Source organism: Glaciihabitans sp. UYNi722 (genome assembly GCF_040549465.1).
In the GTDB taxonomy this organism is placed as follows: domain Bacteria; phylum Actinomycetota; class Actinomycetes; order Actinomycetales; family Microbacteriaceae; genus Lacisediminihabitans.
This window is the reverse complement of sequence record NZ_JBEPTL010000003.1, coordinates 74788-89279: the sequence shown is the minus strand read 5'-3', so window position 1 is coordinate 89279 and position 14492 is coordinate 74788. Positions and strand designations below refer to the sequence as shown.

Here is a 14492-nt window from a genome sequence, read left to right as displayed (position 1 = left end):
TTGACTCGTAGCGATAGAAGTGACACGATCGACGCTATGAGACAGAAAGTATCGCAAGCGTTGAGAATCGCCGTCCTCGGAGCGACCGGCGGCACGGGCCGTCACGTGGTCACACAGGCGCTTGAACGCGGGCACAATGTTGTGGCGGTTGTTCGCCGGCCGGGATCGTTTGAGCGCACCGACCGTTTATCCGAAGCGGTATGGTCGGCACCGACTCATGTCGCCGGCCTGGCGTCGGCATTGGCCGGCGTCGATGTGGTCATCAGCGCGCTCGGGGGTGCAGCGAAAGGCCCGACCACGGTGTGCACCGACGGGATCAGGGCCGCCCTCGCTGCAATGGGTCAGGACAGCATGTCGCGGTTGATCGTGGTCAGCGCCCATGGAGTGCTGGAGACCCATGACCGCTCCCTATACTCGAAGGCCGTGTGGTCTGGGGTGGCCGAGAAAATGAAGGACAAGGAGTCCATGGAGGCGCTGATCACCGCATCGAGCATCGCCTGGACCATCGTCCGGCCACCAATGCTGAAAGACACCCGCGCAACCGGCACCTACCAGGTGGGGGCAAACCTGCCGATCCGGCTGTGGCACTCCATCGGCCGGGAGGATCTTGCCTCCTTCCTCGTTGAGGAAGCCGAGAATCCGCAGTTCATCCGCGGCTACCCGAGGATCCACCGATGACCGCGCCGGCGCCGCTCGAAGGCCAGGTGGCGGTGGTGACCGGAGCAACCGGGGGGATGGGCCAGGTCATCGCCCGGACACTCGCCCGATCGGGTGCCCACGTCATCACCGTCGCCCGCGATCCACACCGAGCAGACACCCTCCGCGACCAGATCGCCAACGATCCCGGCCCGGGCCAGCTCGACGTGATCACTGGGGACCTATCCCACACAAACGGTCTGATCGCTTCCGCCACCGCGATCACCGCACAGCACGATGCGATTCATATCTTGATCAATAATGCCGGTGCTCACTTCACCAGGCACCGCCTCTCGGCGGACGGACTGGAAATGCACATCGCCGTCGACTACTTTCCTGCCTTCGCGATGACCTCCCTGCTGGAGGAGGCACTCCGCCGCGGAAAAGCACGTGTGGTGAATATTGCCTCCGACACGATTCGTGACACCCGCCAGGTAAAACTCCTTGGTCGCCCCCGGCCCGCGACAATCGACCCGCGCGACCTCGACGACCTCACCCGACTGAACACGGCTGCAGGATTCGTCCCCTTCGAAGCCTACGCACGGGCAAAGCTCCTGACCGTCATCGCCGGCTACGACCAGGCCCACACCCTCGGCACCGATGGTGTCACGGTGAATGCCGTGCACCCAGGCATCGTGGCCACCGACATTGTGGACGACCTGATCCCCCCGATCCTGCGCCCGGTAGGGTCACTGATCCGCCGCTTCATGCTGACTCCTGAGCAGGGTGCAGCAGCAGCGTTGCGGCTTGCCACCGACGAATCACTGGCGGGCATCAGCGGACGATACTTCGTCCGCGACATCGAAGTCACCACCCCGACCGTCTCGTACGACACCACGATCCAGCAGCAACTTCGCGACAGCAGCCGGCGCTTCCTGACCGGCGCCTAAAGGTTCCATGTCGATCGGGTGCGCATCGTCGATGTGACCTCGGCCAACCGGTCTTGGCTATGGCCTGTTGGACTGGCATCGGTTTTCGGTCAAAGGCACGAGCCGGGATCTGCGCTGTCGCCGATGAGTTCTACGAGGATCCGGCGGAACGTGTGAATGTCGTCTGCGGTGAAGCGGCTCAGCGCCTCTTTCTCGGCCTCGTCGCTGGCATTAGCGACCTGGGCGCGACGCTTGTTTCCTATCGTGGTGAGTCCAGGAATGCGAGCACGGCGGTCGCGGGGGTCCGGGAGGCGGACGATGAGGCCCTGCTCTTCGAGTCGGTCGAGTTGGCTCATCAGGGGGCCGCGATGTCTGGTGGCACGATGTCGTCGAGACCGCATCCGACATCCACGAGCCGGAGTTCTTCGACTCCGAGACGCCACTCTTCATCATCTACACCTCGGGAACCACGGGTAAGCCGAAAGGTTTGGTCCACACCGCAGGCGGCTATCTCGTGCAGGCGTCCTGGAGCCACTGGGCGGTCTTCGACGCCAAAGACAGCGACGTGTACTGGTGCACGGCCGACCTTGCCTGGGTGACCGCCCACACTTACGTGCTCTACGGTCCCTTCTCCAACGGCGCCAGGTCCGTGATCTACGAAGGAACGCCTGACACCCCGCACGCTGGTCGCCACTTCGAAATCATGGAGCGCTACGGCGTGACCACGTACTACACAGCACCGACGCTGATCCGCACGTTCATGACCTGGTTCCCTGATGGCATCCCTGCGACCTGGGATCTCTCCAGCATCCGTCTCCTCGGCTCGGTCGGCGAGCCAATCAACCCCGAGGCCTGGATGTGGTTCCGGGATAACATCGGCGCCGGCAGCGCTCCGGTGGTGGATACCTGGTGGCAGTCGGAGACCGGCTCGGCCATTGTCGCGCCGTTCCCCGGCGTCACGACGCTGAAGCCCGGTTCCGCCACCCACGCCCTTCCTGGCCTGTCCGTGCGCATCGTGGACGAGGATGGCGAACAGGTGCCGAAGGGTTCCGGCGGCTATCTCGTGATCGACGGAACCTGGCCTTCGATGGCACGCACCGTCTGGGGAAATCCCGAGCGCTATCGGGATTCCTATTGGAAGAAGTACGCCTCCCGCGGCTATTTCTTCGCCGGCGACGGTGCGAAATACGACGACGACGGATACATCTGGCTCCTCGGTCGGGTTGACGATGTGATTAACGTCTCAGGTCATCGATTCTCCACCATCGAGATCGAGTCGGCTCTGGTCGCGCATCCCTCGGTCGGTGAGACGGGCGTGGTCGGGGTCAGCGATCCCCGAACCGGTGAAGCGATCACGGCCTTCGTGATCCCGTCACGCAGTATCTCGGCGGAGCAGGCGGCCGACCTGGAGACCTGGCGCGAACTCGAGGGTGAACTGTCAGCCCTCCTGCGCGCACATGTCTCCCACGAGATCGGTGCGATCGCGAAGCCTCGCGAGGTGGTGATCGTTCCCGACCTGCCGAAAACCCGCTCAGGCAAGATCATGCGACGACTGCTCGGCGACCTGGTCGACGGTCGCGCTCTCGGCGACACAACCTCTCTACAGGACGAGACGGTGCCGATGCGCATCCGAGAGATCCTCGAGGATCGCATACTGTAGGTCGGCGGGGCCTGCGAGAATGGCGGAATGCAGCTCGATAGGTATCCGATTCGCCGCCTGGATGAGCACCCGCTGAATCTGATGGACCGCGATGTCTGGCCAGCCACCCTTCCGCCGGTGAGGCAGGTGCTCGACAATGGCCTGGTTCTCGGCGCTGCTACGGTCTTCGTCGGCGAGAACGGTTCCGGCAAATCCACGCTGGTCGAGGGTATCGCGATGGCCTACGGGCTCTCGCCGGAGGGTGGATCGACCGGGGCCAATCACCGCACACGCTCCACCGAATCCGAGCTCGGCGATCACCTGCAACTGGTGCGCAATGCCGGAGCCTCCAAGCGAGGCTACTTTCTGCGAGCCGAGACCATGCATGGACTGTTCACCTACCTCGAACACAATCCGAGCGGACACGATGTCGCATTCCACGAGATGTCCCACGGGGAATCCTTCATCGGCCTCACCGTCGACCGGTTCCGCGGCCCGGGTCTCTGGCTTCTCGACGAGCCGGAGTCGGCGCTGTCCTTCGCCGGATGCCTCGCACTGCTGGGAATCCTGACCGAACTGCTGTCCACGGGTAGATCGCAGGTGGTGATGTCGACCCACTCCCCCGTACTTGCGGCGCTCGCGGGTGCCGAAATCTACGAAGTCGGCGAATGGGGACTCCGCCGAAGCGGCTGGGGTGATCTCGATCTCATCACCAACTGGCGGAACTTCCTCGATTCTCCCGAGCGATACCTCCGACAGTTGTAGAGCGTGCCGACGATCAGCGCCGGAAACTCGCGAAGCGGTAGAGGGTTCCGGTGCGGGACAGATGCCACCCATTGATCGGATCCTGCGTGCGCTGCCAGGAATCGTCGATGGAGGGTGCCACGGTCTTCCCTTCCACCTCGAGATCGACCTCGGTGACCTCGAGACGTGACGCGAAAGGCAGGGATTGGCGATAGATCTCGCCACCGCCCATCACCCAGACATCGTCGGGCAGACCCGCGAACAGCCGCTCGTCGATCGAGTGGACGACCTCCGCACCGGGCGCCGTCCAGTCGAGCTGCCTGGTGACGACGATATTGCGACGCCCCGGCAGCGGCCGAAAACGCTCAGGAATCGAATCCCAGGTGCGACGCCCCATCACGACGACGCCGCTGCCGGTCAGTTCCTTGAAGTGCGCCAGGTCTTCGGGAATGTGCCACGGGATCTCCCCGTCACGACCGATGACTCCTTCGTGCGCTTCAGCCCAGATGAGCGCAACACTCATACCGCGACGGGTGCCTTGATCGCCGGGTGGTGCACGTAGTCGACCACTTCGAAGTCCTCGAACTCGTAGTCGAAGACGCTCGCACGCTCCCTCGTGATCCTCAGCTGCGGAGCGGGATAGGGGTCGCGGCTCAGCTGTTCCGTCACCTGCTCGACGTGGTTATCGTAGATGTGGCAGTCACCGCCGGTCCAGACGAAGTCCCCGACCTCGAGGCCGGTCTGCGCAGCGACCATATGCGTGAGGAGCGCGTAGCTCGCGATGTTGAACGGCACGCCGAGGAAGAGGTCCGCGCTGCGCTGGTAGAGCTGGCAGGAGAGCTTGCCGTCGGCGACGTAGAACTGGAACAGCGCGTGGCACGGAGCGAGAGCCATGTTCGGGATGTCCGCAACATTCCAGGCCGAGACGATGAGACGCCGCGAATCTGGATTGGTCCTGATGGCCTGGATGACCTCGGAAATCTGATCGATGTGCTCACCGGAAGGGGTCGGCCATGATCGCCACTGCACGCCATAAACGGGACCGAGGTCACCGTCGGCATCCGCCCATTCGTCCCAAATGGTCACGCCTTGGTCTTGCAGCCAGGTCGCGTTGCCTTCGCCGCGCAGGAACCAGAGAAGTTCGTAGACGACCGATCGGAAGTGCACCCTCTTGGTGGTAATGAGGGGAAAGCCCTTGCTCAGGTCGAAGCGCAGCTGGCGCCCGAAGACACTTCTCGTGCCGGTACCCGTACGGTCTGACTTCACGCTGCCCTGTTCGAGCGTCTCGCGGAGCAGATCCTCGTAGGGGGTGGGGATCGTCGTAGTCACGTATTCGAGCGTACGGGCAAAATCATGCGTCGGCAGTGCGGCACGAGCATCCGCCTGAACTTCGTTTGCGATCGCCACCGGTGCGAGAGCGTCCTGCCAGCGTCCGAGGACCTAAGCCGCTACCCCGAGGCCGTTGAGCGAGTCTTCGACGATGGTCAGGCCCTGCATGCCGGGAAGCCCAGCGATGTGGCTGTCGATCTTGCGCGCGGCGGCGCGACCCTCAGCGCCGCTCATCAGGTGATTCATCACGTGGACGACCTCGGTCTTCTCCATGATGCTCGAACCGACAGGCGCCCAGAATTTCTTCAGGGCGAAGCGGGCGATCACCTGGGCTTTCTTACTCTTGGCCAGGCGATCACGGGCCTGGGAGGTGTAGAACGCCACGTGGCGCGCCTCCTGCTTCGCGATCCGGCGCAGCAACTCGGCGAGCACCGGGTTCTCTTCCAACTCTGCCATGCGGTTGTATGCGGTGATGGCTGACCACTCGTTGGCGGCCCCCCAAGCCATGTGCACCGCCACGAAGTCCATGCCGACGAGCTTGCCGCCCACCGACTGTTTGATTGGGTCGAGGCGGTCTTTCCAGCCCAGCTTGAGGCGGTTGGCCTTCAGTTCGTCGTAGTCGACAGTGATGCCATGCACGCCGAGCACCGCAGCGAGAGCTTCACCGTGCCAGAACTCCTCGCGGTTCCACATGGTCATGAACGCGCTGACGTCCTTCTCCTTGTGGGAGGGGGTGGTGAGCAGGTCGCGGGTGTAGCAGACCGTGTGGTACTCGACATCCGCCATGTAGCGCAGCGTGCGCAGTGAGGACTCCGGCAACGGCTCGGTACGGAACTGCTCGAAATCGAGATCGTCCCAGTTCACGCTGACCGAGGTCGCGGTGTATTTGTCTACGTCGAATGCCATGCCTGTTGAGGGGTGGGGGCCGTGGCGCCTACTCCTTCGCTCCCTTCGAAGCTTCGTCCAGCGAATTCTGCCTATCTGAAATACTCACACCATTTGCGAGGCCGTGTGCGCCACGCTTCCAGTCTTCGATACTCCACCGTCTTCGTTGTGCTTCCTTGGACAGATTGGTGTCGGGGTTGATCGCATGGGGATTTCCCAGCAACTCGAGCCAGACCAGGTCGGAATGGCTGTCGCCATAGCCGTAGGACTTCGACAGGTCGATGCCGTGGGTCTCCGCATACTGGCGCAGCCAGGCCGCACGCGCCTCGTCCACCAGCGGCGGTTTGGCGAGGTAGCCGGTGAGCACACCGTTGCGTTCGTGCATCGTTCCGGCGACGACCTCGTCGAAGAGTCCGGCGATCGGCTCGATGAGAATCCCGATCGAGCCGCTCACCAGCACGGTGCGGTGGCCGGCAGCGCGGTGGGCTCGGATGCGTTCGACGGCCTCCGGCATGATCCGGCGGAGCATCAGTTCGCTGTACCCGCGAGAAACGACCTTCTGCAGGCGTGCGCTCGGCATCCCGCGATAACGACGAAGGAACAGGCGGATGAACTCGCCACGGTCGCGACGCTCGGCCCGAAGGTAGCGCGGCAGCGTGGTCAGCAGGCTGATGGCCTCGCCAGGCCACGCGGCCTTGCGATAACCGGCCGAACGCACCCAGAGGTACTGCTCGACGATGTTCGAGTCGATGACGGTTCCCTCGAAGTCGAAGACTGCGATCACGTCCGAACGCTCAGGGAGTGCCTTCGCGGCAGTCTTCTCGTTGGACTGTTTGCGCTTCGTGAACGCATGCGTCATCGCGGTGATCGATGGGAAATGCACGCGCTGGAAGTAGTCCTCCCAGTCGATCTCTTCGACGTCGAAACCGCGATCCGCCTTGAGGGCGGCGGGCAGGGATGCGTGAAGCTCCCTGGTGCGGCGGTCATCGAAGATGATCTCGGTCTGCACGTAGGCGCGATAGAGGTTGGTGAACGTGCGCAGCGACTCGAGGTCGTGGCTGTTCTGCTGCACCGTCGCGATCCACTTGCGCGTTCTGGCGGTGGACGGCAGTCGCTCGATCAGTCGACCCTGTTGGTTGTTGAGCTTCTCCTTAAGCAGCAGCGAACGCTCGATCTTCCTGCCGCCGGGGAACTTCCAGGTGGGCACGAGAATATGCCCCTCGCCCTCTTTGGGCATCGGGTTCTCCAGGAAGAACTGGTTCACATTCTGGAACATGCGATGGAACGGCAGCGGATTGCTCGCGCCGGAACTCACATGGAAGTATCGGGTTTCCCCCGCCGGGGTCGGGGTAGCGGCTGCCGCGAGGATCACGTTCACCACGTAGTCGACGGGGATGACGTCGAGAACGCTGTCGGGAAGCCCGGGAAACTCCGGAAGCATGCCGCGGCCGTAAGCGAGAATCAGCGGATCGGCGACCTTGAAGCCATCGATCCAGCCGGGATACGGATGGTGCAGCGAACTTTCGATGATGGCGGGACGCACGATGGACAGCTGGTGCCCGGTGGCGGCCCAGAGCTCTTCCGCTGCCCTCTCGGAGAACGCCTTGGTCAGCGTGTAGACATCGGTCCAGCCGAGGCTTTCAGCGCGAGTGCGGCCGTAGTCAACAAGTCGGCTCTGCACCCACTCCACGCGAGTTGCCTCCGCGGCCTTGGAGACCGCCTGAGGGCCTTCTTTGCCATGGTGCGCACGTGCATCCGTGATGAACTTCCGAAGCGTCTCCGGCTGCCTGGAGGCCATCTGGACCCTGTTGCGGGCGTCCTTGGCGGCCTCGTACTCCGCGCGCCAGTCCACCTCGTGCTCGAGGCTCGCCTCCGGCACGATTCCCTTGCGGATTCCACCGACGTAGGCGGTGGAGACGTGCACGACATGCGGTTTGCTCCCGCTCGCCGCCAGAGCACCGTAAAGACCGATGGCCCCGCCGACATTCGTGTCGAATGCCTGGTCGATTGGCGGGTCGAAAGACACCGTCGAGGCACCGTGGATGACGATGTCGATATCCGAGGGAAGCCCGGAGACGGTGCCAAGGTCGCCCTCGATGACCCGCAGGCGCTCGCGCGCCACCCGCTCCACTTCCTCGTCGCCGACCTTCTCACGCCACACGCGAAACACCGGCTTGCGAAGCAGAGTGCGAAGCCTGTCCTCGCCACTCGCACTGCCCTTCGGCCGCACCAGCAGTGACACCGTGGTTTTCGGATGCGCAGTAATGAGCCGCTCAAGCACTGCCTGGCCCACGAAACCCGTCGCTCCGGTCAGGAGGACGTGCGCACCGCCGAGATCGAAGGTGGTCGCCTTGCGCGCCATCAGCCGAGCCGCGCAGTGATCGTCGCGGCGACATCATTGCCGATGCCCGGCAGGGTGGCGACGGCCGCCCCGATCGCTGCGGCACGGGCGTGGCCTTCCGACCCTCCGAAGGTGAATTGTTCGAAGAAGGAGCGGTCGTCGTCGGAACGATCGATGGCGCCGAGGGGCCAGGCTGCGCCGCTCAACGCTTTGCGGGTCAGCCGTACGGCTTTCGGCGACAAGCTGAGACGGCGACGAGATTCGTCATCGAAGAAGAGCGAGTGGCGTTGTTTCACATCAAGCACCATCTCGAGGGTCGAGGCGAGTGCTGCACTCCCCGCCGATTCGGAGAGGTGCTTATATGCCGCTCGGGTTATCCATTCGTCGACCAGCCCGATGGTCATGTGCACCGCCACGATCGGGGTGCCGATGATGATCCCGGAGATCGCGCGCGAGATCGGTCCTCGGCGCTCTGCAGCCTCGGACATCGGTCGGCGGCGCTTCTCGGAGGTGGCCCATTCTCTGGTGATGCCTGGAACACCGTTGGCTTCGAGCACGGCTTCGAGTGCGTCGGCCAGCCAGAACTTCTCGAACGCCCAGGTCACCAGGAACGCGGTGACGCGGGCATCTTTGTGGGTGGCGGTGACCAACACGTTGCGCAGATGCTGCATGGTGGCACTCTCGAGCTGGCCGAGATAGCGCACCAGGTTGAGGGTGTCGGCTGAGAGCGGCCTATCGGAGTATTCCGCCAACTGCAAGTCCGCGCGATGGTTGCCGCGCGCAGTGCGGGCGAAGTCCTTCACATTGAAGCCGGCTGTGCGGTCTGTCGCCGCAATGGTCTCATCATTCATGGTCATGAAAACTCAAACCTTGGTGGCACGGAAAAGTGGGCAGGTGCGCGGAGTACCTGATAGCACCGTATCGTAAGTGCCATGGGTGTTGCTCTCGTGACCGGAGGAACGTCGGGCATAGGTGCCGCGTTCGCCAGAGCTATCGCCGCGCGAGGGGACGATCTCGTGCTCGTCGCGAGGTCCACCGACAGGCTCGAAGCGATGGCGGCAGAACTGCGCGCCAGCGGAAGGTCGGTCGAAATAATCAGCGCGGATCTCAGCGATCGCGACGCCGTCAGCATGGTGGCCGCTCGTCTCGAAGACCCGGAGCGACCGATCGACCTGCTCGTGAACAACGCCGGGTTCGGCGTGCACAGCAAGCTGGCGGATCCGGATGTCGCGGTGCACGACCGCGCCTTCGACGTGATGTGTCGCGCGGTGCTCGTGCTGTCCGGCGCGGCGGCGCGAGGAATGCGCACCCGCGGACACGGCAGAATAATCAATGTGTCGAGTACCGCCGGATTCATCACCATGGGGAGCTACTCCGCCATCAAGTCGTGGGTGACTTCGTTCAGCGAAGGTCTCGCCGTCGAACTTCGAGGTACGGGCGTCGGCGTCACGACGCTCTGCCCCGGGTGGGTGCGCACAGAGTTCCATCAACGTGCCGGCATCCGTTCCAGCAGTATTCCAAACGCTCTGTGGCTCGACGCCGAACCACTAGTGCGAGCGTGTTTGCGTGACGCAGATAAAGGCAAGGTGATTTCCATACCTACTCTTCGTTACCGAGTGCTCATCTGGTTCGCTCGACATTTGCCGAGAAGGACGATTCGGGCCATCTCGGGTTCCATTTCTTCCAGCCGCAAGGATGCAGTTGCCTCATGACCACAGGAACACACCCGAACGCGGGAAGCGTTCGTTCGACGGCCACGCCCGTGCGTGACCGTTTCACCTCTCGGTCGCACGCGGCCGCCCGTTTCGTGGCCCAGCGGGGCCTGTTGAAACCACTCGTCTGGCGGCTGACCCGCGTCACCGTCACCGGACAGCAGAACGTGAAGAACGTGAAGGGTGGTTTCATCGTCGTGGCCAACCACGGTAGCCACCTCGACACCCCACTCATCTTCGGAGCCCTCCCCCGCCGGCTCGCCCGTTACCTGGCCGCGGGCGCGGCAGCCGACTACTTCTTCGACGTCTGGTGGCGACGCGGTCTCACTGCGCTATTCTTCAACGCCTTTCCCGTGGAACGGACGCGTAAGGTTCCGCGCAGTATCAGCGCGAAATCTCTGCTCCAGCGCGGCATCCCTCTGTTGATTTTCCCGGAGGGCACGCGTTCCAAGGATGGCGAGTTCGGTCACTTCAAGCCGGGAGCCGCGGCCCTCGCCACCTCCTGCTCTTTACCCTGCCTGCCCGTTGCGCTGATCGGCGTCCACATTGCACACCCTCGGGGTACGAATTGGCCGAAGCGTGGACGGCATCCTGTGGGCGTGGTATTCGGCGAACCGATGACCGCCGCGATAGGCGAATCAGCCACCGATTTCACCGAACGTGTACGACTCGAGATCCTGCGCCTGCGGGATGCGAACTCTGCCCGTATTCTTGGTCAGTCCGGATCGACCAATGGACAATTGCCATCAGAGGGGGCAGCGAAGTGACCCACGTCAAACACATGAAGTGGTGGGGCTGGGGCGTCGACGGGGTAGGTTTCCACCACGAAGACAAGCCGGGTTTCGCGCCTTTCGTGCAGATGGCGGTCGGCATCGACGTCAACAGCACGGCCAGTGCACTGGCCTCTTTCGACGACGTCACGGTGCCAGAGAGCCGCGCGTCCAGCGAGTTCGTGACGACGCTGCGCGGAATCGTCGGCGAGTCGAACGCCACCACGGATGCCATGGAGCGTGTCGTGCACACCTTCGGCAAGAGCGTCCGCGATCTCATCCGCGTGCGCTCGGGCCGCCTCGACCGCACACCCGATGTCGTCGTCTACCCGGCCGACGAGGCCGAAGTGCAGCAGATCGTGGATGCCGCGGTGGCAGCGGATGCTGTCATCATCCCCTTCGGCGGTGGTAGCAATATCGTCGGTAGCCTTGAACCGCTGGCCACCGAGGCGCGAACTGTCATCTCCCTCGACCTCGGCCGGCTGAACAGGGTGCTCGACATCGACGAGGGGTCAGGTCTGGCCCGCATCGAGGCCGGCGCTCTCGGCCCCGACCTCGAAGCGCAGCTCACCGCGAAGGGCTGGACGCTCGGTCACTTCCCCGACAGCTTCACGCACTCCACGCTCGGCGGCTGGGTGGCGACCCGTTCTTCCGGCATGCAGTCTGACAAGTACGGCGACATCGCCGACATCGCCCGCGGTCTGCGGGTGGTGCGTCCGGACGGAACCCTCGTCATCCGTGCGATCCCGAGTGCGTCGACGGGTCCGAACGTGCGCGAGATGATCGTCGGCAGCGAGGGACGCCTCGGTGTGATCACCGAGGTCACCGTGCAGGTGCACCGAATTCCTGCGGTGCGTGAGATCATCGCCTACCTCTTCCCGAACTGGAAGGCGGGCCTGGAAGCGATGCACGCGATCTCGGAGAGTGACGCGACGCCATCCGTCACCCGTGTCTCCGATGCCCGCGAGACCGGCTTCTCCTTCGCCACCAGCAAGGAGAGCAAAGGCATCTCCAAGATGGTCACCCAGGGTCTGCAGCGCTTCCTGAAGGCGAAGGGCTGGAAGATCGACCAGATGTGCCTCTCCTTCATCGGCTACGAGGGCAGCGCGTCCCATGTGGCCCGACAGAAGAAAATCGTCGGCGCCATCGTCAAGAAGCACGGAGGCATTGCGATCGGCAAAGGCCCCGGCGTTCTTTACGACCAGAAGAAATTCGACACCCCGTACCTGCGTGACTTCCTGCTCGACCGCGGTGCGGCGGCGGATGTCTCCGAGACGGCAGCACCGTGGGCGAAGCTCGCCACCGTGTATGACAACGCGTTCGCCGCGGCCAATGGCGCGTACAAGGAGATCGGCGTCGACGGGTGGATCATGGCCCACCTCTCGCACTCCTACCACACCGGCGCCTGCCTCTACTTCACCTTCGCGTTCGCCCACAACGACGAGCCGCTTGCGCAGTATGACGTCGTGAAGAGCTCCATCCAACAGTCCTTCATCGACTCCGGCGCCACCATCTCGCACCATCACGGTGTCGGGCTGGAGCATGCGCCATGGCTCGAACAGGACATCTCCTCCGGCGGCGTCGCAGTGATGCAGGGACTGTTCGACGCCACCGATCCGAAGGGCACCTTCAACCCCGGAAAGATCATCGCCCGCTGATCGAAAGCGCGGTGACGCTGCTGATTCCCGCGTACTACCTCCCCTGAGGGTTCATCCAGTCACCGCGATCTGCCGGCGTTGACGCTCTCGATCCCCAGGACATTCAGAAGAGCCAGCGCCTCGGCGTCGCGGGATCCCTGTGGCGCGGTGTACAGCACGAGGTGCTGGTCGCTGTCGGAGAGCGTCAGGGAGTCGCAATCGACGGTGATCTCCCCGACGGTGCGGTGCCGGAATGTCTTCGTGAGCATCGGTGTCGACTGCACGTCGTGCCGTTCCCAGAGTCGGGCGAACTCCGTGCTGCCGTCGCGAAGTTCCGTCACGAGGTCGGCTATCGCCGGATCCGAGGGATACCGGGCGAGGGCTGCACGGAGCTCCATAACGACGTGGCGCCGGAACTCGGCAGCGTCGGAGACCCCATACAGATTCACGTCGGATCGCGCCGGCCCGAGGAATGCCGTCCGCGCGAGGTTGCGATCCTCGGGGGCAAGACTGGCGAAGTCCTCCATCAGTGCAGCCGCGAGATCGTTCCACGCCAGCACCTCGAACGCCGCGGACGTCACGAAAGCAGCAGTCTGAGGAAGCCGCTCAAGGAGGGCGAGGATACTCGGACGGACATCGCGGCGGTGTAAGCCGGTCAGGATCGGTGCGGTGCCCGCAAGAACGTGGAGGTGACTGGACTCCGCATCAGTGAGTCGCAGCGCGCCCGCGATCCCGGCGAGAACCTCGCTCGACGGGCGTGGCGCCGTACCCTGCTCGAGTCGGATGTAGTACTCGGTGGAAATATGCGCAAGCACCGCAACCTCCTCACGGCGGAGCCCTGGGGTTCTCCGCCGCGGACCCGACCTGAGGCCAACGTCCTCCGGCCGGAGCCGCTCGCGTCGGCTGCGGAGAAATGCCGCGAGTTCCTGCTTATCCATCTTCCCAGTCTGCACGCTGCACAGAGGCGGACCCTAGTACTGTCTGTGCCTGCATCCGGCCTGGCGGCCGGACTGACACTGTGTTCATGACACACAACACAGACAACACACCCATCGGCCTGCTCACCGGCAAGGTCGTCCTCATCACCGGCGCCAGCCGCGGCATCGGGGCAGCTGCGGCCCGGCTCTTCACCCGGGAGGGCGCCGCCGTCGTGCTCGCCGCCCGCAGCACCGACGCCCTCGCGGCGCTCGTCACCGAGATCCGCGAGGATGGCGGTGTCGCCGACGCTGTCACTCTGGACCTCGCCGACCGCGCCAGCATCCGCGCCGCCGTCGACCGCGTCGATGAGCTGCACGGACGGCTCGATGGTGCCTTCAACAACGGCGCGGCCATCCAGCAGCCCGGCCCGCTCGACGCCACCAGCGACGAGGACATCGACGAGCAGTTCGCCGTGAACTTCCGCGCGCACTGGACCGCCATGACCGCCGAGGCCGCGCTCATGCGCCGGAACGGCGGCGGGGCGATCGTCAACACCTCGAGCATCGGCAGCCGGCGTGCAAACCCCGACCTCCCCGCATACGGCGCCATGAAGCGTGCGCTCAACAGCATCACGGAGAGCGCCGCCGTGAGCTGGGCCCCTCACGGTATTCGGGTGAACGGCATCACCCCTGGCGGAACCGCTACCGAGATGATCGCCTCGTGGGAGGCGGCGACCCCCGGCATCGTCAAGCACATCAACGCGTCGATCCCACTCGGCAGGATGGCCGAGCCCCGCGAGGTTGCAGAGGCGGCTGCGTGGCTGCTGAGCGATCGCGCGTCCATGGTGACCGGCGCGATCGTGCCGGTCGACGGCGGCGCGGGCGCCTGAAAGGAGCGCGCATCACCAGGTGAGCACCGCCGAAGAAGAAGGATCCCGAAGAATCCGATGCTC

At 64.2% G+C, this 14492-nt stretch carries 14 protein-coding genes and 1 pseudogene; 8 read left to right on the top strand and 7 right to left on the bottom strand.

All coding sequences use genetic code 11. The features are described from left to right. Positions 1–36 precede the first annotated feature (36 nt). A complete protein-coding gene (locus ABIB56_RS02975) occupies positions 37–678 on the top strand; it encodes an NAD(P)-dependent oxidoreductase (protein WP_354567387.1) in 642 nt (213 codons plus the stop codon). Beyond that, complete coding sequence (locus tag ABIB56_RS02970) at positions 675–1586, top strand: SDR family NAD(P)-dependent oxidoreductase (RefSeq protein ID WP_354567385.1); 912 nt, start codon at positions 675–677, stop codon at positions 1584–1586. Before ABIB56_RS02975 ends, ABIB56_RS02970 begins: the two co-directional genes overlap by 4 nt. Before the next feature lie 89 nt (positions 1587–1675). On the opposite strand, the gene ABIB56_RS02965 is transcribed toward ABIB56_RS02970, so the two are convergent. Next, positions 1676–1921, bottom strand: a complete 246-nt coding sequence (locus ABIB56_RS02965) for a MarR family winged helix-turn-helix transcriptional regulator (protein WP_354567384.1) — start codon at positions 1919–1921, stop codon at positions 1676–1678. A 5-nt stretch (positions 1922–1926) separates the two neighbouring features. Between ABIB56_RS02965 and ABIB56_RS02960 the strand changes: the two are divergent. Continuing rightward, positions 1927–3225: pseudogene (locus ABIB56_RS02960) on the top strand (AMP-binding protein); the annotation flags it as partial. A 27-nt stretch (positions 3226–3252) separates the two neighbouring features. Next, positions 3253–3969: an AAA family ATPase gene (locus tag ABIB56_RS02955; RefSeq protein ID WP_354567383.1), complete on the top strand. Its 717-nt coding sequence runs from the start codon at positions 3253–3255 to the stop codon at positions 3967–3969. Positions 3970–3982: 13 nt separating this feature from the next. On the opposite strand, the gene ABIB56_RS02950 is transcribed toward ABIB56_RS02955, so the two are convergent. The 5 genes from ABIB56_RS02950 to ABIB56_RS02930 all read right to left on the bottom strand — a co-directional run bounded on the left by ABIB56_RS02950 (position 3983) and on the right by ABIB56_RS02930 (position 9360). Then, positions 3983–4471, bottom strand: a complete 489-nt coding sequence (locus tag ABIB56_RS02950) for a dihydrofolate reductase (protein ID WP_354567381.1) — start codon at positions 4469–4471, stop codon at positions 3983–3985. Next, positions 4468–5277 carry a thymidylate synthase gene (locus tag ABIB56_RS02945; protein WP_354567565.1) on the bottom strand — a complete coding sequence of 270 codons (810 nt, stop codon included), beginning with the start codon at positions 5275–5277 and terminating at the stop codon, positions 4468–4470. The genes ABIB56_RS02950 and ABIB56_RS02945 overlap by 4 nt, the downstream gene beginning before the upstream one ends. A gap of 111 nt (positions 5278–5388) precedes the next feature. Further along, positions 5389–6183 carry a ferritin-like domain-containing protein gene (locus ABIB56_RS02940; RefSeq protein WP_354567380.1) on the bottom strand — a complete coding sequence of 265 codons (795 nt, stop codon included), beginning with the start codon at positions 6181–6183 and terminating at the stop codon, positions 5389–5391. A 28-nt stretch (positions 6184–6211) separates the two neighbouring features. Then, entirely contained in the window at positions 6212–8524 is a 2313-nt protein-coding gene (locus ABIB56_RS02935; protein WP_354567379.1) for an HAD-IB family hydrolase, read from the bottom strand. Beyond that, positions 8524–9360 (bottom strand): hypothetical protein, encoded by an 837-nt coding sequence (locus ABIB56_RS02930; protein ID WP_354567378.1) that lies wholly within the window; start codon positions 9358–9360, stop codon positions 8524–8526. Before ABIB56_RS02930 ends, ABIB56_RS02935 begins: the two co-directional genes overlap by 1 nt. Before the next feature lie 75 nt (positions 9361–9435). On the opposite strand from ABIB56_RS02930, the gene ABIB56_RS02925 reads away from it, so the two are divergent. Genes ABIB56_RS02925 through ABIB56_RS02915 form a run of 3 tightly spaced genes read left to right on the top strand, consistent with a single transcriptional unit; the run spans position 9436 to position 12643 of the window. Beyond that, positions 9436–10215 (top strand): SDR family NAD(P)-dependent oxidoreductase, encoded by a 780-nt coding sequence (locus tag ABIB56_RS02925; RefSeq protein ID WP_354567377.1) that lies wholly within the window; start codon positions 9436–9438, stop codon positions 10213–10215. After that, a complete protein-coding gene (locus ABIB56_RS02920) occupies positions 10212–10982 on the top strand; it encodes a lysophospholipid acyltransferase family protein (RefSeq protein ID WP_354567376.1) in 771 nt (256 codons plus the stop codon). Before ABIB56_RS02925 ends, ABIB56_RS02920 begins: the two co-directional genes overlap by 4 nt. Beyond that, positions 10979–12643: an FAD-binding oxidoreductase gene (locus tag ABIB56_RS02915; RefSeq protein WP_354567375.1), complete on the top strand. Its 1665-nt coding sequence runs from the start codon at positions 10979–10981 to the stop codon at positions 12641–12643. Before ABIB56_RS02920 ends, ABIB56_RS02915 begins: the two co-directional genes overlap by 4 nt. A 59-nt stretch (positions 12644–12702) precedes the next feature. Here ABIB56_RS02915 and ABIB56_RS02910 read toward each other — a convergent pair whose 3' ends face one another. Continuing rightward, positions 12703–13560, bottom strand: coding sequence for a helix-turn-helix transcriptional regulator (locus tag ABIB56_RS02910; RefSeq protein WP_354567374.1), 858 nt, complete (start codon positions 13558–13560; stop codon positions 12703–12705). Positions 13561–13646: 86 nt separating this feature from the next. On the opposite strand from ABIB56_RS02910, the gene ABIB56_RS02905 reads away from it, so the two are divergent. Beyond that, positions 13647–14429, top strand: coding sequence for an SDR family NAD(P)-dependent oxidoreductase (locus ABIB56_RS02905; RefSeq protein ID WP_354567372.1), 783 nt, complete (start codon positions 13647–13649; stop codon positions 14427–14429). Positions 14430–14492: the final 63 nt, after the last annotated feature.